General features: G+C 66.1%; 18 protein-coding genes and 2 pseudogenes. 11 read left to right on the top strand and 9 right to left on the bottom strand.

The window, feature by feature from the left end:
• Positions 1 to 231 precede the first annotated feature (231 nt).
• Complete coding sequence (locus HWX03_RS10555) at positions 232 to 858, bottom strand: flavin reductase family protein (RefSeq protein WP_175871211.1); 627 nt, start codon at positions 856 to 858, stop codon at positions 232 to 234.
• Positions 859 to 888: 30 nt separating this feature from the next.
• Here HWX03_RS10555 and HWX03_RS10560 point away from each other — a divergent pair, with 30 nt between their 5' ends.
• Together HWX03_RS10560 and HWX03_RS36885 are read left to right on the top strand one after the other, a co-directional pair.
• Complete coding sequence (locus HWX03_RS10560) at positions 889 to 1,242, top strand: hypothetical protein (protein ID WP_175871152.1); 354 nt, start codon at positions 889 to 891, stop codon at positions 1,240 to 1,242.
• 51 nt (positions 1,243 to 1,293) lie between these two features.
• Positions 1,294 to 1,421, top strand: a pseudogene (locus tag HWX03_RS36885) (integrase); the annotation flags it as partial.
• A gap of 15 nt (positions 1,422 to 1,436) precedes the next feature.
• Here HWX03_RS36885 and HWX03_RS10565 read toward each other — a convergent pair.
• The 3 genes and pseudogenes from HWX03_RS10565 to HWX03_RS36890 form a co-directional block, all read right to left on the bottom strand.
• Positions 1,437 to 2,432, bottom strand: a complete 996-nt coding sequence (locus HWX03_RS10565; RefSeq protein WP_175871212.1) for a hypothetical protein — start codon at positions 2,430 to 2,432, stop codon at positions 1,437 to 1,439.
• A gap of 234 nt (positions 2,433 to 2,666) precedes the next feature.
• Positions 2,667 to 3,380: a hypothetical protein gene (locus HWX03_RS10570; protein ID WP_175871213.1), complete on the bottom strand. Its 714-nt coding sequence runs from the start codon at positions 3,378 to 3,380 to the stop codon at positions 2,667 to 2,669.
• A gap of 86 nt (positions 3,381 to 3,466) precedes the next feature.
• A pseudogene (locus HWX03_RS36890) lies at positions 3,467 to 3,633 on the bottom strand (Arm DNA-binding domain-containing protein); the annotation flags it as partial.
• Positions 3,634 to 4,465: 832 nt separating this feature from the next.
• Between HWX03_RS36890 and HWX03_RS10575 the strand changes: the two are divergent.
• The 7 genes from HWX03_RS10575 to HWX03_RS10605 all read left to right on the top strand — a co-directional run bounded on the left by HWX03_RS10575 (position 4,466) and on the right by HWX03_RS10605 (position 11,699).
• Positions 4,466 to 5,491 carry a substrate-binding domain-containing protein gene (locus HWX03_RS10575; protein WP_175871214.1) on the top strand — a complete coding sequence of 342 codons (1,026 nt, stop codon included), beginning with the start codon at positions 4,466 to 4,468 and terminating at the stop codon, positions 5,489 to 5,491.
• Between the two features lie 76 nt (positions 5,492 to 5,567).
• Positions 5,568 to 6,596, top strand: coding sequence for an ABC transporter substrate-binding protein (locus HWX03_RS10580; RefSeq protein WP_175871215.1), 1,029 nt, complete (start codon positions 5,568 to 5,570; stop codon positions 6,594 to 6,596).
• Positions 6,597 to 6,613: 17 nt separating this feature from the next.
• Positions 6,614 to 7,438: an ABC transporter permease gene (locus HWX03_RS10585; protein WP_175871216.1), complete on the top strand. Its 825-nt coding sequence runs from the start codon at positions 6,614 to 6,616 to the stop codon at positions 7,436 to 7,438.
• Between the two features lie 10 nt (positions 7,439 to 7,448).
• The gene (locus HWX03_RS10590) at positions 7,449 to 8,339 is read left to right on the top strand and encodes an ABC transporter permease subunit (RefSeq protein ID WP_175871217.1); all 891 of its coding nucleotides are present in this window, start codon (positions 7,449 to 7,451) and stop codon (positions 8,337 to 8,339) included.
• Positions 8,340 to 8,352: 13 nt separating this feature from the next.
• A complete protein-coding gene (locus HWX03_RS10595) occupies positions 8,353 to 9,384 on the top strand; it encodes an ABC transporter ATP-binding protein (protein WP_175871218.1) in 1,032 nt (343 codons plus the stop codon).
• Positions 9,385 to 9,468: 84 nt separating this feature from the next.
• A complete protein-coding gene (locus HWX03_RS10600; protein WP_175871219.1) occupies positions 9,469 to 10,293 on the top strand; it encodes a phosphodiesterase in 825 nt (274 codons plus the stop codon).
• A gap of 206 nt (positions 10,294 to 10,499) precedes the next feature.
• The gene (locus HWX03_RS10605) at positions 10,500 to 11,699 is read left to right on the top strand and encodes an MFS transporter (RefSeq protein ID WP_174430644.1); all 1,200 of its coding nucleotides are present in this window, start codon (positions 10,500 to 10,502) and stop codon (positions 11,697 to 11,699) included.
• Positions 11,700 to 11,720: 21 nt separating this feature from the next.
• On the opposite strand, the gene HWX03_RS10610 is transcribed toward HWX03_RS10605, so the two are convergent.
• The gene (locus HWX03_RS10610) at positions 11,721 to 12,902 is read right to left on the bottom strand and encodes an EamA family transporter (RefSeq protein WP_175871220.1); all 1,182 of its coding nucleotides are present in this window, start codon (positions 12,900 to 12,902) and stop codon (positions 11,721 to 11,723) included.
• 214 nt (positions 12,903 to 13,116) lie between these two features.
• Positions 13,117 to 13,392: a hypothetical protein gene (locus HWX03_RS10615; RefSeq protein ID WP_175871221.1), complete on the bottom strand. Its 276-nt coding sequence runs from the start codon at positions 13,390 to 13,392 to the stop codon at positions 13,117 to 13,119.
• 21 nt (positions 13,393 to 13,413) lie between these two features.
• Here HWX03_RS10615 and HWX03_RS10620 point away from each other — a divergent pair, with 21 nt between their 5' ends.
• Both HWX03_RS10620 and HWX03_RS10625 read left to right on the top strand, forming a co-directional pair.
• Positions 13,414 to 13,767 (top strand): type II toxin-antitoxin system RelE/ParE family toxin, encoded by a 354-nt coding sequence (locus tag HWX03_RS10620; protein WP_174430646.1) that lies wholly within the window; start codon positions 13,414 to 13,416, stop codon positions 13,765 to 13,767.
• Positions 13,764 to 14,045 (top strand): XRE family transcriptional regulator, encoded by a 282-nt coding sequence (locus HWX03_RS10625; RefSeq protein ID WP_175871222.1) that lies wholly within the window; start codon positions 13,764 to 13,766, stop codon positions 14,043 to 14,045. Before HWX03_RS10620 ends, HWX03_RS10625 begins: the two co-directional genes overlap by 4 nt.
• 25 nt (positions 14,046 to 14,070) lie before the next feature.
• Here HWX03_RS10625 and HWX03_RS10630 read toward each other — a convergent pair whose 3' ends face one another.
• The 3 genes from HWX03_RS10630 to HWX03_RS10640 form a co-directional block, all read right to left on the bottom strand.
• Positions 14,071 to 14,859, bottom strand: a complete 789-nt coding sequence (locus HWX03_RS10630) for a molybdopterin-dependent oxidoreductase (RefSeq protein ID WP_175871223.1) — start codon at positions 14,857 to 14,859, stop codon at positions 14,071 to 14,073.
• Positions 14,860 to 14,888: 29 nt separating this feature from the next.
• Positions 14,889 to 15,521, bottom strand: coding sequence for a cytochrome b/b6 domain-containing protein (locus tag HWX03_RS10635; RefSeq protein ID WP_174430649.1), 633 nt, complete (start codon positions 15,519 to 15,521; stop codon positions 14,889 to 14,891).
• Positions 15,522 to 15,592: 71 nt separating this feature from the next.
• The gene (locus tag HWX03_RS10640) at positions 15,593 to 15,865 is read right to left on the bottom strand and encodes a pentapeptide MXKDX repeat protein (protein ID WP_175820194.1); all 273 of its coding nucleotides are present in this window, start codon (positions 15,863 to 15,865) and stop codon (positions 15,593 to 15,595) included.
• Positions 15,866 to 16,078: the final 213 nt, after the last annotated feature.

The raw sequence follows: 16,078 nt of genomic DNA on the forward strand, positions 1-16,078 counted from the left end.
CGGCGGCGCGGGAGTGCGGCGGACGGAGTCAGCAGGACGGGTTTTGCTGCGGTGCGGGGTCGCCGGGCCGGCGGCGACGATCGGGCATCGGGGGGACGGACGGGATCGACGTCGTCCCGATCATGTGAGGGTACGAAGCAAAAGACCCCGCGAAATCCTGGATCTCGGGGTCTTTCGTCGGGTTCGGACGCTCGTGCGCCCGATTGCCGGCTTACTGCGGCGCGCGATCGATCACGCGTCGGGACGGAAGATGTCGAAGCGGCTGTCGGGCTTCACGTGCACATAGGCCGACGGGCCGCCCGCACGAAGAATGATGCCCGCGCCGAACGTGTCGAAGATGCCGTCCTTCAGCAGGTCATGGCGGATATGGACCGCGATGACCTCACCCAGCACCAGCGTAGCCGGCGTTTCGACGCCGCGATGATCGCGCAGCCGGATCACGTCGGTCACCTTGCATTCGAAGTTCACGCCACTTTCCGCGACGCGCGGCACGTTGACGAGGCGCGACGACACCGCGGTCAAGCCGCCGAGTTCGAATTCGTTCACGTCGTACGGCACGGCGGCGCAGGTCTGGTTCATCCGCTCGGCAAGATCGCGCGTCGCGAGGTTCCATACGAACTCGCCGGTTTCCTGCACGTTGCGCACGCTGTCCTTCGCGGCGGTGCTCGAAAAGCCGATGATCGGCGGGCGATAGTTGAACGCGTTGAAGAAGCTGTACGGCGCGAGGTTCAGCGTGCCGTCGCTGCCGCGGGAGGAAATCCAGCCGATCGGGCGCGGGCCCACGATCGCGTTCAACGGATCGTGCGGCAGGCCGTGGCCTTGCGACGGTTCGTAATAGTGATGGGTCGAATCGGTCATGACGGGAGGTCTTGCGGGAGGCAAACTGCGTTGAAGACGATCGACGGAACGCATGTGCCGCTGGCGGCAAAAGGTATCCGGTGCGACGTGCGTGCCAGTATCACATGGCGTCGTGTTCGCCGCAGTGAAGCGCGCCCGCGAGCCGTGTCGCCGCGCCGACGCATGCGGCGCGCCCAACAAAAAACCCGCGAGCGCTGCATTTCTCGCGGGTTTTTTACACCGTCATCGAATCGAATCGCGTCAACGCAATCGATGGTGCGGGGACCGGACTCTAATATGGCCACCAACCTCAATATTTATAAGGATCGGTCATTACCGCACAAGAAATATACCAACAGAAATACCAACACATCTGAGAGGCTCGAGGGTACTGCCACCGCATAACAGCGGATCTCAATCAAGTGTCGCGAATTTACAACCTCATCCAAACGAAACGGTCGAGACACCGTCGATCGACAGCTCGCCCATGCCGAACACAATCAAGTCACCGCGGCGTACGTGGACGCCGAATTCCTGCCCGAGCGCAGGAGGATGTGCAGCACTGGGCGGATCGGCACATCGACCATCACCACCGATCCTCACTGCAACCGAATCTGATAAACGTCGTTATTGCTTCCCTGCGTGTAGTACACGTACGTCCCGGACTGGATCAGTTGGTTCGGCACTGAATCGAGCAGTTGGGTCACCGCGCCTGTTGTGGCCTGCCAGCGATAAACCTTGTTCACCGACGGTACTTGGTAGATCACGTTTCCGGCTGCATTACCGAGTAGGCGAGCAGTTAGGTCAGTCGACAGCGTGTTGATCTTCCCGGTCGACACCACCACCGCCCGTAGATCGAGGCGAGAGAAAGTCTGTTGCGTTTCCACCCAGGCGAGCACCCCGTCCGACAAAAGGAAGTAGGCATCCGCCCCGACCTCGCCGGGAGAAGTGGAAACTGGTCCGCCCGTTGCTGCCTGCCAATACAACATTTGGATGTGCGTCCCACCCTGAGCAGAGATACCGCTAAGCCAAGCGACGGACTGTCCGTCCGTTTGAACGGATCCACCCGGGTACATTTGCCACAACGCTGTCGACGCCTGCGTCTGCGAAGACCACATGTATACCTGCTGTGGGGAAAAGGCCTCAGGCAACTGAACCCAGTAGTAGTAGTTCACAATCCCATTGGAAACACTGAAACTGTTGACGGAAGCACTCAGCCCTGGCGGAAGACTCGTGAAAGTCTTTGTCGACTGGTTATAAAGGGTCCCGCCTCCGTAACTGTTCCAGATCAGGTACCCATCATGCGCGGATGGCGCGAGGTCATCGGCGTGACCGGCTGTCCCGGCGAGTATCGACATATTCGTCTTCACGCCTTTCGGGTCCCACTGGTAGATGCAATGAAAGGGCAACGGCTGTGGGCAGTCGGCATCTACCGCAGAGACGTATGCGTAGCCGCCGCTAAGCTGCCAATTTCCGGCGTTCTGCAAGGACGCAAAGCCATTCAGCACGACTTCGGTCTGACTGCCGAAATTCCTCATACGGGCCGAGCCGTCCGCCGCGACGTAGAGCAGGCTATCGCCATCAGCAGCCAGCATCTTTCCGACACTCCCGAGCGTGATAAGAGGTGGAGGAGGCTGCGATCCGCCGCCACTTCCCCCACCTCCATTGCCGGCACCTTCTGAGCTGACGTCCCCGCCGCACCCAGCCAATATCAGAGCAATGGCAGCCACGAGCCAGAGCAGAATCCAAGATCCGTTTCGCTTGAAAGTAACCATTTTGGAGAGGTCTTCCTGATGTTCTTCTGGTTCACCAATAACACCGGTTATGGCTCAATATCCGCTCGTCGTGCAGTTCATCTGATTGCCGAATGTGGAGCAGTTGGTGTTCTGAATGTGCTGCGTTGGTATCGGCGGAGGTGGTGGTACATAGGTCGGCCTCATGTTCGACAACATTCGTAGCGCAAGCGCCCGCCTCTCTTGCTGCCTCGCCTCCTCAGTAGCATCGCGCTGCGCCTGAGCGGCTGCTTCTTGAGCCTCTGCCGCGCGCCGCTGAGACTCCTGCTCGGCTTGATCGCGGCTTTGCTGGGTCCGAAGCTCCTGGAGTGTACCGGCAATTCGCGCACGGTACTGATCGTCGCTCGCCTGCCGCTGCTCGTTGAATTGCGCGTACGTTAGCTTGCCGCTGTAGAGCTTCGCTACCAAGGCTTCGAGGGCATGCAAACTCTCGTCGATCAGAGCCGCGACGACAGGCGGATAGTTCGCCGCACGAAAGTCGCGCCCGAGCTCGTAGCAGCGCTCGCCCTCGGTGACCCAAGCTGACAGAGCGTCCTTTTCTTTCTTTGTTGGTCGGCGATCATTCGAGAGCATTGATAGATCGGGATGGCCTCCGATCTTCGTCACCACCTTGCCCTGGATGGCGCCAATTGCAGGATTATCCGATAGAGCAGCAAAGCAGCCGACCGACGGATCACCATCAGCATAGGCGGTCGATGCCCATATCGCGCATGACATCACCCAACTGGATACCAAAAGTTGCGTTCGCATACCACACCCCGACGGTTCGTTTTCGTTCTTAGGAGCACATGTGGCCCGTTCGTGAACCGAATGGTATGCCGTAACTTCAGATGGCGATATACGCCAAGGGCCAGCAGCTTCTGCTTGCCACGCATGCGATAGGCCATCCGCCAGTACCTAGCGCCATTCGGCTGCACGAGCAAATACATCCCGCTCCCGTCGGTCAGCTTGTGGGCTTCTCGGCAGGCTTGGCGTTACGGACGGCGACATCGGTAAGATGCATCGTCAGGTACCACCAGAATGGTGCGAAACTGCGTGTGGTACCAACCATATACCATCAGAAACGCTGGATGCAATCAGATCCCGTTAGACGCCTCAAAACAAAAAACCCTGCAAAAACAGATGTTTTCGCAGGGTTTTCAGGTTACCTCAGACGGTACCAGACAATCATTTGGTGCCGGGGACCGGACTTGAACCGGCAAGCCAATTAAGGCGGCGGATTTTCGTCACACTGCTTCTTTCAAAGCCGGCGTCGTTGGAACGACGCCGTTCGTGCGCTGGACTATGCCTTCACCGTCGCGCGCGGGCGTGACCGCTGCCCGTGCGCCTTAGGCGCCCCCCGTCTAGTCTCTACACCTTCCTCGCTGCAGTCGTACCGCGAGGCTTGGCTCGGCGTTGCCTCGATGTACACGTTGCACATCAGGGGTTTCACCGAATTTGAAGGGTTCTGCACCGGCCGTTTCCGACCGGGCACTCAATCTTTTAAGTCCGCTATGTTTACCAATTTCATCACCCCGGCAAAAGGGCGGACGCGATTCTACCATTGCTTGGCGCATGCGTTCCCTGATTCCCGCGCAATGCATCGCGATGCAGCACATTTGGCGGCCCCGTCCGCGGCCGAATTCATATGGCGTAACCGACGACGTTGCCACTCCCATCGCCGATTTCCTCCCGCGCCGCAACATCCGCCGATACAATCGACCGCGCGTCGTCCGACGGCCCCAACCGTCTGATGTTTGTATCGTGCTTTTTACGAAACACACATGCGCGTCATCGCGAAGTCACAAACGTTTTCGATAATTCCCCGGCCGAAAACGTTTACATCGCGTGATTTCATGACCTCGACCATCAAGGACGTCGCTGCCCTCGCGGGCTTCTCGATCGCCACCGTTTCGCGGGCGATCAACGCGCCGCATACCGTCAGCCCCGCCACGCTGCAAACGATCCGCACCGCCATCGACACGCTGCAGTTCCGCCCGAGCCCGCTCGGCCGGCAACTGCGCGGCGAGCGCACGCGGCTCGTCGGCGTCGTCGTGCCGACGCTGTCGAACCCGGTGTTCGCCGACTGCCTGCAAGGCATCGACGAACTCGCGACCGCGGCCGGCTTCAAGCTGATCCTGATGACGACCGAATACGACGCGGCGCGCGAACGTCATGCGATCGAGACGCTGCGCGAGCAGCGCGTCGAAGGGCTGATCCTCACCGTCGCCGATGCGGACACGCACCCGCTGCTCGACATGCTCGACCGCGACGGCCCGCATTACGTGCTGATGCACAACGACACGCAGCGCCGTCCGTCGGTGTCGGTCGACAACCGCCGTGCCGCCTACGACGGCGTGCAGTTGCTGACCGCGCTCGGTCATCGCCGCGTGCTGATGCTGGCCGGTTCGCTCGCCGCGTCGGATCGCGCACGCCAGCGCCATCTCGGCTATGCGCAGGCACTCGAGGAAAGCGGCGTGGCGCCGCTGCCGCCCGTCGAAGTCGACTTCAACGCGCCCGAACTGCCCGATGCGGTGCTCGCGCACCTCACCGCGCACGCCACGCGCCCGACCGCCCTCTTCTGCAGCAACGACCTGCTCGCGATGGTCGTGATGCGCGGCCTGCGCCGAGCGGGTTTCTCGATTCCCGACGACCTGTCGGTGCTCGGCTTCGACGGGATCGCGATCGGCGAGCTGCTCGCACCACCGCTCGCGAGCGTCGCGACGCCGAACCGCGACATCGGCCGCCACGCCTGGCAGCGTCTCGTCGAATCCATCGGCGGCGCGGCGATCGACCGCACGTCGATGATCCTGCCGCATGTGGTGCGCGACGGTGCGACGGTTGCGCCGCCGGCCACCGAGCTGCACTTGCGCAAGGCGTGATCGCCAGCCGCACGTCCACGCATACCGAACCCCACACCACCCCAGCGCTACACCCACTCTCGCCCGGAGACCCACCGTGTCCTTTCGCCTGACCTCGCTGCTGCGCGCGCTTGCCGCGCCGCTCGCCTTTGCCGCGCTCGTCGCCGGCGCCCCCGCGGCCCACGCCGACGAAACGGCGATCTGCTACAACTGCCCGCCCGAATGGGCCGACTGGGCCGCGCAGATCGCGGCGATCAAGCAGAAGACCGGCATCCGCGTACCGTTCGACAACAAGAACTCGGGCCAGGCGATCGCGCAGTTGATCGCCGAGCAGAAGAGCCCGGTGGCCGACGTCGTCTATCTCGGCGTATCGTCGGCGTTCCAGGCGAAGGACAAGGGCGTGATCGCGCCGTACAAGCCCGCTCACTGGAACGACATCCCCGCGAACCTGAAGGACCCGCAAGGCTACTGGTTCGCGATCCACTCGGGCACGCTCGGCTTCTTCGTGAACAAGGACGCACTCGACGGCAAGCCGGTGCCGCGTTCGTGGGCCGACCTGCTGAAGCCCGAATACAAGGGCATGGTCGGCTATCTCGATCCGTCGAGCGCATTCGTCGGCTACGCGGGCGCGGTCGCCGTCAACCAGGCGCTCGGCGGCAGCCTCGACAACTTCAAGCCGGGCCTCGACTGGTTCCGCAAGCTGAAGGCGAACGCGCCGATCGTACCGAAGCAGACGGCCTATGCGCGCGTGCTGTCCGGCGAGATTCCGATCCTGCTCGACTACGACTTCGATGCGTATCGCGCGAAATACAAGGACAGCGCGAACGTCGAGTTCGTGATTCCGAAGGAAGGCACGATCGCGGTGCCGTACGTGATGAGCCTCGTGAAGGGCGCGCCGCACGACGCGAACGGCAAGAAGGTGCTCGACTTCGTGCTGTCCGACGAAGGCCAGAAGCTGTGGGCCAATGCGTATCTGCGCCCGGTGCGCGCGCAGGCGCTCGGCGCCGACGTCGCCGCGAAGTTCCTGCCGGCGAGCGAATACGCGCGGGCGAAACCGGTCGACTTCGGCAAGATGGCGGCCGGCCAGCAAGCGTTCGGCCTGCAGTACCTGCAGGTCATGCAGTAAGCCGCGGGACGCTACCAATGCTCGACCTGACTTTTCCGCTGCGCTGGCGCGTCGCGCTCGTCGCGCCGGCGCTGGCGGTATTCGCCGCGTTCTGGCTGCTGCCGATGGCGTCGCTCGTGCAGGTGTCCGCCGACGGCGCCTTCTTCTCGCACTATGCGGCGCTGCTCGGCAACGCGCGTTACATGAAGAGCCTCGGCGAGACGGTGGCGCTGTCCGCGGGCGTCACGCTCGCTACGCTCGCGCTGTCGACGATCTCGGGCCTGCTGCTCGCGCGCCGCGAATTCGCCGGCAAGCGCGTGCTGCTCGCGCTGCTGACGTTTCCGCTCGCGTTCCCGGGCGTCGTGGTCGGCTTCATGGTGATCATGCTTGCGGGGCGCCAGGGGCTGATCGGCATGCTGTCGGCGAAGCTCACCGGCGACAAGTGGGTCTTCGCATATTCGGTGACGGGCCTGTTCGTCGGCTACCTGTACTTCTCGATTCCGCGCGTGATCGTCACCGTGATCGCGGCCGCGTCGAAGCTCGACGGGTCGCTCGAGGAAGCCGCGCGTTCGCTCGGCGCGTCGCCGTGGCGCATCTTCGTCGACATCGTGCTGCCCGCGCTCGCGCCGGGACTGATCGCGGCCGGCGCGATCTGCTTCGCGACCGCGATGGGCGCGTTCGGCACCGCGTTCACGCTCGCCACCGACCTGAACGTGCTGCCGATGACGATCTACACCGAGTTCACGCTGAACGCGAACATCGCGACGGCGGCCGGCCTGTCGATCGTGCTCGGCATCGTCACCTGGGCCGTGCTCGCGCTCGCGCGCCGCTTCACCGGTCACACCGCCGCTGCCGCGGCCTGAGGATTTCCGCATGCAATCGCTTTCCGGCTCTTCCGCGCCGTCGCCGGCACCCGCTCCGGCCCCCTTGCACGCGAAGCGTGCCGCCCGGCATGCGCCGCGCGTCGCCGGTGCGCGGGCGATCGCCGCGCTGCAATGGGGCGTCACGATGCTGCTGTGCGCGTTCCTGATCGTGCCCGTCGTGATGTCGGTGCTCGCGGGGCTGACCGTCAACTATTTCCGCGGCCTGTCGAGCGGCCTCACGCTGCGCTGGCTCGAGCAGGTATGGCAGCAGTATCACGGCTCGGTCGCGCTGTCGCTCTACGTCGCGTTCGCGACGCTCGCGGTCGGCGTGCCGGCCGGCTATGCGCTCGCGCGCAGCAAGAGCCGCCTCGCGCGCGCGATCGAGGAAGCGCTCGTGCTGCCGGTCGCGCTGCCGGGGCTGGCTTCGGCGCTCGCGCTGCTGGTCGTGTACGGCGGCTTCACCGCGTTCCGGATGAGCCTGTGGTTCATCGTCGTCGGCCACGTCGTGTTCACGCTGCCGTTCATGGTGCGCGCGGTGGCGGCCGTCGCGGCCGGCGCCGACCTGCGCACGCTCGAGGAAGGCGCGGCGAGCCTCGGCGCATCGTTCGTTACGCGCTTCGTCACGATCGTGCTGCCGAACCTGCGGCCCGGCATCGTCGCCGGCGCGCTCGCGGTGCTCACGCTGTCGATCGGCGAATTCAACCTCACGTGGATGCTGCACACGCCCGACACCAAGACGCTGCCGGTCGGGCTCGCCGATACGTATGCGTCGCTGCGCCTCGAAGTCGGCAGCGCGTACACGATCCTGTTCCTGCTGATGACGCTGCCGCTGCTCGTCGCGATGCAGTGGCTCGGCGTCGATCCGTCCGGTACGCGCGCGCTGAAGAAGCGCCCGCGCTGACTTTTTTGCAGACATGAAACTCGATTCCACTCCCATCACCCTGACCGGCTGCGCGAAGACGTTCCGCGGCACACGCGTGCTCGAACCGCTCGACCTGTCGATCGGCGCCGGGGAAACGCTCGTGCTGCTCGGGCCGTCGGGCTGCGGCAAGACGACCACGCTGCGCCTGATCGCGGGCCTCGACACGCCCGATGCCGGCGGCACGATCGCGTTCGGCGACGACGACGTCACCGCACTGCCGATCGAGCGCCGGCAGGTCGGCATGGTGTTCCAGAACTACGCGCTGTTTCCGAACCTGACGGTGCGCGGCAACGTCGGCTACGGGCTGAAGATCCGCAAGACCGAGCCGCGCGCGTTGCGCGAGCGCGTCGACGAACTGCTCGCGATGATGCGGCTCAACGCGCATGCGGACAAACCGGTCGATCAACTGTCGGGCGGCCAGCGTCAGCGCGTCGCGCTGGCGCGCGCGCTCGCGGTGCAGCCGCGCGTGCTGCTGCTCGACGAACCGCTGACCGCGCTCGACGCGAAACTGCGCGACGTGCTGCGCCGCGACATGAACACGCTGCTGCGCACGCTCGGCGTGACGACCGTCTACGTGACGCACGACCAGGCCGAAGCGATGGAGCTAGGCGACCGGATCGTCGTGATGGGCGCGGGCCGCATCGAGCAGATCGGCACGCCGCGCGAGATCTACTACCACCCGGCGAACCGCACGGTCGCGCAGTTCATCGGCACGCTGAACCGGCTGGCGGGCCAGTGGCGCGACGGCGCGCTCGAAACGACGGGCGGCGCGATCGCCACGCCGCATGCGGCCGACGAATGGTTCTTCCGCCCCGAGGACGCGCAGCTCGCCGATCCCGCGCATGCACCATTGCGCGGCGCGGTCGGCGCGTGCGCGTTCCTCGGCGAGCGCACGCGGCTCACGATCGAGCATGCGGCACCCGACGCGCTCGTGATCGACGTACCGGGCCGCATCGCGCTCGCGCGCGGCACGGCGGTCGGCCTCACGATCGCGCCGGAAGGACTGATCGCGCTCGGCGCGTAAGCGGTCGTTCGGGCATCATCCATGCAGCACCCCACGGCGGCGCACGCCGCCGCGACAACAACCAGACGATTCCGAGGAACGACGATGCTGCTTGCTCAAATCAGCGATCTCCACATCAAGCGGCCGGGCCAGCTCGCGTACCGGCGCGTCGACACGGCGGCCGCGCTCGCCCGCTGCATCGCGAAGCTGAACGCACTCGTGCCGCGCCCCGACGCCGTGCTCGTCACCGGCGACCTGACCGACTTCGGCCACGACGAAGAGTACGGCAACCTGCGCGGGCTGCTCGCGGCGCTCGAGATTCCGTACTACCTGATGATCGGCAATCACGACGACCGTGCCGGGCTGCGCCGCGCATTCGCCGATCGCGCCGAGCTGCAGGACGGCGAATTCGTGCAGTACGCGCTCGACGTCGGCGCGGTGCGCGTGCTCGCGCTCGATTCGCAGGTGCCGGGCGCGAGCCACGGCGACCTGTGCGACGCCCGGCTCGCGTGGCTCGCCGCGCAGCTCGACGCCGCGCGCGACCGCCCGGTAATCGTCGCGCTGCATCACCCGCCGTTCGTGTCGGGCATCGGCCACATGGACAAGCTGCGTCTCACGCCCGCCGCCGCCGAGAAACTCGACGCGCTGCTGCGCGGCCATCCGAACGTCGAGCGCGTGCTGTGCGGTCACGTGCATCGAACGATGTTCACGCGCTTCGGCGGCACGCTCGCGTCCGCGGTGCCGTCGCCCGCGCACCAGGTCGCCTTCGACCTGCGGAGCGATGCGCCGTCCGCCTTCCGGCTCGAACCGCCGGCGTTCGCGGTCCATCGTCATGCACCCGATACGGGGATGACGTCGCATCACGTCTATGTGGACGAAGGCGCGGGGCCGTATCCGTTCTACGAGCCGACGGGCGAACTGGTCGACTGACGACGTGAAGCGCGTGCCGTGATGGGCGGCGGCCGGCCCGTTGTGCCGTCGTGTCGCCGCGCCTGCCGTCGTGTCGGTTTGCCGGCTTGCCGCCGGCAGGATTCACGTCGCTCCGGTATGATCGGCAGCCTCGACCGGCGCCCGGCCTACCTGCGCACCCGATGCGTGCGCCGCCTGCCGCGCCGCCCCACTCCGTGCCCGCCGCCATGTCCACCGCCTCCACCGACCGTCCGACCGACGCCGCCTCGCCCCACTACTCGCGCAGCCTGCTGTTGCTGCTCGCGACGATCGCGGGCGTGTCGGTCGCGAACATCTACTACAACCAGCCGCTGCTCGACAGCTTCCGCTCGTCCTTTCCGGACGGCGCGTCATGGATCGGCGCGGTACCGACCGCGACGCAGCTCGGCTATGCGGCCGGCATGTTCCTGCTCGCGCCGCTCGGAGACCGTTTCGATCGCCGCGGGCTGATCCTGCTGCAGATCGCCGGGCTGTCGATCGCGCTGATCGCGGCGGCCACCGCGCCGTCGCTCGTCGTACTCGCGGTCGCAAGCCTCGCGATCGGCATCCTCGCGACCATCGCGCAGCAGGCCGTGCCGTTCGCCGCCGAAATCGCGCCGCCGGCCGAACGCGGCCACGCGGTCGGCACCGTGATGAGCGGCCTGCTGCTCGGCATCCTGCTCGCGCGTACCGCCGCCGGCTTCGTCGCCGAGTATTTCGGCTGGCGCGCGGTGTTCGCCGCATCGGTCGCGGCGCTCGTCGCGCTCGCCGTCGTGATCGTGCTGCGGCTGCCGCGCAGCTCGCCGACGTCGACGCTGTCGTACGGCAAGCTGCTCGGCTCGATGTGGCATCTGGCCGTCGAGTTGCGCGGGCTGCGCGAGGCATCGCTGACGGGCGCCGCGCTGTTCGCGGCGTTCAGCGCGTTCTGGCCGGTGCTCACGCTGCTGCTCGCCGGCGCGCCGTTCCATCTCGGCCCGCAGGCAGCCGGTCTGTTCGGGATCGTCGGGGCCGCGGGCGCGCTCGCCGCGCCGTATGCGGGCCGCTTCGCGGACACGCGCGGCCCGCGCGCGATCATCTCGCTCGCGATCGCGCTGCTCGCGCTGTCGTTCGTGATCTTCGCACTGTCGGGTTCGAGCCTCGTCGGGCTCGTGATCGGCGTGATCGTGCTCGACGTGGGCGTACAGGCCGCGCAGATCTCGAACCAGTCGCGCATCTATGCGCTGAAGCCCGACGCGCGCAGCCGCGTCAACACGGTGTATATGGTGTGCTATTTCATCGGCGGCGCGCTCGGCTCGTCGGCCGGCGTCGCCGCATGGCGCGCGTTCGGCTGGACCGGCATGTGCGCGGCCGGCCTGCTGTTTACCGCGCTCGCCGGCTGGTCCCACCATCGCGGCGGCCGGCGCGGCTGAGCGCGACCGGCCACCGCGGCGTCACGCGTCGGTGCGCGAGGCGGCCGGCTCGGCGGCGGCGGGCGGCGGCGCGAACGCCGGGGCCGGGTCGATCACCGCGGCGGGATCCATCACCGCCGCGGGCGTCGGCACCGCGAGCGGGACAGCGGAAGGCGCGAGGATCGGCGCCGCATCCGGCGCGGCGATCGGCTCGGCGACGGACGAAACGTCCGCCGTCACCGCCTGCTCGGCCGCCACGGCCGGCGAACCGGCAGCCGCGGCTGCCGCCGCTGGTCGACGCGCCGGATCGAACACGAACGACAACCCGACGCTGCCGAGGATCGCGACGGTCGCGACCACGGTCGCCATCGTCACCGGTTCACCCAGCAGCAGCGCACCGAGCGCGACCGCGACGATCGGGTTCACGTACATGCAGCTGCTCGCGATGATCGGGCTCGTGTGGCGAATCAGGTAGCCGTACGCGACGTACGCGGCCATCGTGCAGAACACCATCAGGTACACGAACGCGAACACCGGCCCGACGGCCAGCTGTTCGACGCGTTCGCCGAGCAGCCACGCGACGATCGTCGACATCAGCCCGCCAAGGCCGATCTGCAGCGACGTCGACAGAAACAGGTCGGACGGCAGCTTGAGCCGCGTCGCGAGATGCGCGCCGCCCGCCCAGAACAGCGCGCCGGCCAGCACGCAGATCGTGCCGAGCGCCGAGTTCGCGACGGCCGAGCCGCTCGAATTCAGCACGACGATGCCGACCATCCCGAGCGCGACGGCCGCCCATTCGCCCTTCGTCACCGGCCGCCCGGCCACCGCCGCGATCACGGTCGCGAACAGCGGCACCGTGGCCACCATCACCGCGGCCGAACCGCTGCTGACCGTGCGCATGCCGAGCGCGATCGTGCCGGACGACAACGCGACGAGCATCGTGCCGACGATCGCCGAGTTGCGGATTTCCAGCAGCGTCGGCCATTCGGGCTTGCGCCGCAGCGCGAAGATGAACAGGCCGATCCCGCCGAGCAGGTTGCGCAGCCCCGACAGCAGCAGCGGCGGGAACGACTGCAGCGCGAAATGCAGCCCGCTGTAGGTCGAGCCCCAGACGAAATAGATGAAGACGAGCGCCAGCGCCACGCGGCCGCCGCGGCTTTGCGGCAGGCGGATCCGGAACGAAAAGCGGGCGAGGAAATCGAGGAGGCGGTCGAGCGGCGTCATCGTGCAGCCCGCCCGCACGTCACGCCGCGTGCTCCGCTGAAAGACGCCGGCAATGCCGGCAAACGGTCCACGCGGGACCGGGAAGGCAGAGCGAACGTGCGGAACGACATGGCAGTGCGAACGGCGACGAAAGAGAACCGGCAAGCGGCGGCAAAAGGGCAAAAAACGGGGCAAAAAAAACGTGCGCAACCGCGTCGGCTGCACACGCTCGGCATTATGGCATCAAGGATTCGAAAGCATCGTCGGACATGTCTGAAAGCATATCGACTGATGTTTCGGCGCGACATTTTTCGGGCGACGGATCGGTGAAATCCAGGGCCGGATACGCAATGCGGGGATTGCCGGCGAGTGGGAGCATGCCGGCGTCACCATGCGCAGCCGTTGATCCAGCATCGGCCTGACGACCAGTCATGCGCGCCGGTGCTCGCGTCGCGTCTATCGTGACGGACGGCATGCCCGCCTGCGGGCGCGCGCAGCCTTTCTCCGACACTCACACCGCTCATACAAAATTTTGTATAATCCAGACATTCTTCCGCCGAAGCCGGTCGTTTTCGTCGGCACCGCGCTGGCCGATCTCCGCGGCTTTCCGCTGCCCGCGCGACGCGAAGCCGGCCACCAGATCGACCAGGTGCAGCGCGGCCTCGCGCCCGACGACTGGAAACCGATGCGCACCATCGGCGTCGGTGTGCGGGAAATTCGCCTGCGCGATGCGAGCGGCGCATTCCGGATCGTCTACGTCGCGACTTTCGCCGCAGCCGTCTACGTCCTGCACTGCTTCCGCAAGCAATCGTCGCGCACGAACAAGACCGATATCGACCTCGCCGCCCGCCGCTATCGGTCGCTGATGATGGAGTTGAAACGATGACCAATGAACGTTACGCGAACGTCTGGGACGCAATCGAAAGCGAGCCGGCGGAGGCCGCGAACATGAAGCTGCGCTCCGAACTGATGATCGCGCTCAAGCATCGCATCGCGCGGCTCGAACTGAGCCAGGCCGAGGCCGCGACGCAGCTGGGCGTCACGCAGCCGCGCGTCTCCGACCTGATGCGCGGCAAGATCAACCTGTTCGGGCTCGACGCGCTCGTGAACATGGCCGCGGCAGTCGGCCTGCGCGTCGATCTCCAGGTGCGCGAATCCGCGTGACGCGTGCGCACGCCACGCGCCCCGCTCACGATCCGCCGAACCAGTTGTAGCCCTGATCGACCCAGTAGCCGCCGGGGAACGTATCGGTCACGAAGATTTCCATGATGTGCTTCGGGTTCTTGTAGCCGAGCTTGGTCGGCATCCGCAGCTTCATCGGGAAGCCGAATTCCGGCGGCAGCCGGCGGCCGTCGTAGTCGAAGGTGAGCAGCGTCTGCGGATGCAGCGCGGTCGGCATGTCGATGCTTTCGTAGTAATCGTCGGCACATTTGAAGCCGACGTATTTCGCACCGGTATCGGCACCCGCGCGTGCGAGAAACGCGCCGAACGGCGTGCCGCCCCAGCGGCCGATCGCACTCCACCCTTCCACGCAGATATGCCGCGTGATCTGTTCCGCGTGCGGCAGCGCCCGAAGCTCGTCGAGCGTCCACACGCGCTTGCCCGTCACGCGGCCCGACAGCATGAGCCGATAGGACGATTCGTCGACGTGCGGCACGTCGTCGATTCCGTAATACGCATTGAACGGGAACGGCCGCGTGATGTCGGCCTCGGTGTAGGTCGGCGCGAGCTGGCCGGGGTTGAACAGCCACGCCTGCACGCGATCGTTCATGCGCGACACTGTCTCGAGGAACGTGTTGACCGACGCGTCGTCCTTCAGCGTGCAGCCAGTCAGCATCGTGAGGCCGCCGAGCGTCAGCACGCGCCGGTTGAAGAGTCGCCGCGACGGCATCTCGAGCTCGCGGCGCACGTCGAGTTCGAGCGATTTCCGGTCGAGCGTCCAGCGCGGCTCGCTGCGGTTTTTTTCGGATTCCGACATGATGATTTCCTTCGCCCGCGGCTTGCGGGTCAGCGGCCGCGCAGCATCGCGAGCAGCGAGCGCGGTACCAGCAGCGCCATCGCGACATGAACGACAAAGAAAGCGACCAACAGCGACATCGCCCAGAAGTGCACGATGCGCGCGTTGTCGTAACCGCCGAACAGCTCGCGCAGCAGCGGGAATTGCACCGATTTCCAGATCGTGAGGCCCGACAGCACCAGCACGACGAGATCGACGATCGCGGTCAGGTACGCGGCACGCTGCACCGCGTTGTAGACGCTCAGGTCGTCGTGCGCCAGCCGTCCGCCGAGCGCGGCGCGCACGTCGCGCCACACCGACGCGGGTGTGACGGGCAGCAACTTGCGCGCGAAGCGCCCCGTCGCGATCGACATCGCGAGATAGAACAGCCCGTTGCCGACCAGCAGCCACATCGCCGCGAAATGCCATTGCAGCGCGCCGCCGAGCCAGCCGCCGAGCGTGATGCCGTGCGCGAACGTGAACGACGGATAGATCGGCGACGCATCGTAGATGCGCCAGCCGGACAACGCCATCAGGATCGCCGCGAGCGCGTTGAGCCAGTGACTCACACGCACCCACGGCGGATGGATCGTGCGCGTGGGCGGCGTCGCCGGTGCGCGATCCGTGGCAGGGACGGTTTGCATGATGAAGACTCCGGGAGTGATGCGCCGGGACGCGATGCGGCCCGCAGCCGGCCGCGCCCCGCACGTATCGGTCAGTTCGACGGGCTCATGGTGTCCTTCTTCATCGCGTCGCCCTTCGACATTGCGTCGTGGCCCATCGCGTCCTTCTTCATCGCATCCTTCTTCATCGCGTGCTTCTTCATGCCGTCCTTCTTCATCGCGCCGTCCTTCGCCATCGCGTCGTGGCCCATCGCGTCCTTCGACATCGACGAATCGTCCTTCGACATCGCGTCGTTCTGCGCATACGCGCCCGTGGCAACCGTGGCGAGGGCAGCAACGCAGGCGGCAATCAGTACTTTTTTCATGACACTTCTCCGAAACATGGGTTTGAGGAGCCGAATAGACGGCGCACGTCGCGGGAAATGACAGTCGCGGCAAAATTTATTTTAGGTCGTACGAAGACGCGCGTTGCTGCACCGCGCGAGCGCCGCCGGCCGGGGCGCCGGACCGCCGCGGCCCGCCATGCTGCAACCGCACGCGCGCGAACGATCCGTCCCGGTTGAAACCACCGCAAACCC

The sequence above is a fragment of the Burkholderia sp. BCC0397 genome (genome assembly GCF_902832865.1).
Taxonomy (GTDB): Bacteria; Pseudomonadota; Gammaproteobacteria; order Burkholderiales; family Burkholderiaceae; genus Burkholderia.

What these genes read in the sequence shown, in the direction of transcription:
- HWX03_RS10555 (WP_175871211.1), bottom strand. Translation starts at nt 858, where the DNA reads ATGACCGATTCGACCCATCACTATTACGAACCGTCGCAAGGCCACGGC.
- HWX03_RS10565 (WP_175871212.1), bottom strand. Translation starts at nt 2,432, where the DNA reads ATGCTGGCTGCTGATGGCGATAGCCTGCTCTACGTCGCGGCGGACGGC.
- HWX03_RS10570 (WP_175871213.1), bottom strand. Translation starts at nt 3,380, where the DNA reads ATGCGAACGCAACTTTTGGTATCCAGTTGGGTGATGTCATGCGCGATA.
- HWX03_RS10575 (WP_175871214.1), top strand. Translation starts at nt 4,466, where the DNA reads ATGACCTCGACCATCAAGGACGTCGCTGCCCTCGCGGGCTTCTCGATC.
- HWX03_RS10585 (WP_175871216.1), top strand. Translation starts at nt 6,614, where the DNA reads ATGCTCGACCTGACTTTTCCGCTGCGCTGGCGCGTCGCGCTCGTCGCG.
- HWX03_RS10590 (WP_175871217.1), top strand. Translation starts at nt 7,449, where the DNA reads ATGCAATCGCTTTCCGGCTCTTCCGCGCCGTCGCCGGCACCCGCTCCG.
- HWX03_RS10595 (WP_175871218.1), top strand. Translation starts at nt 8,353, where the DNA reads ATGAAACTCGATTCCACTCCCATCACCCTGACCGGCTGCGCGAAGACG.
- HWX03_RS10600 (WP_175871219.1), top strand. Translation starts at nt 9,469, where the DNA reads ATGCTGCTTGCTCAAATCAGCGATCTCCACATCAAGCGGCCGGGCCAG.
- HWX03_RS10605 (WP_174430644.1), top strand. Translation starts at nt 10,500, where the DNA reads ATGTCCACCGCCTCCACCGACCGTCCGACCGACGCCGCCTCGCCCCAC.
- HWX03_RS10610 (WP_175871220.1), bottom strand. Translation starts at nt 12,902, where the DNA reads ATGACGCCGCTCGACCGCCTCCTCGATTTCCTCGCCCGCTTTTCGTTC.
- HWX03_RS10625 (WP_175871222.1), top strand. Translation starts at nt 13,764, where the DNA reads ATGACCAATGAACGTTACGCGAACGTCTGGGACGCAATCGAAAGCGAG.
- HWX03_RS10630 (WP_175871223.1), bottom strand. Translation starts at nt 14,859, where the DNA reads ATGTCGGAATCCGAAAAAAACCGCAGCGAGCCGCGCTGGACGCTCGAC.
- HWX03_RS10635 (WP_174430649.1), bottom strand. Translation starts at nt 15,521, where the DNA reads ATGCAAACCGTCCCTGCCACGGATCGCGCACCGGCGACGCCGCCCACG.
- HWX03_RS10640 (WP_175820194.1), bottom strand. Translation starts at nt 15,865, where the DNA reads ATGAAAAAAGTACTGATTGCCGCCTGCGTTGCTGCCCTCGCCACGGTT.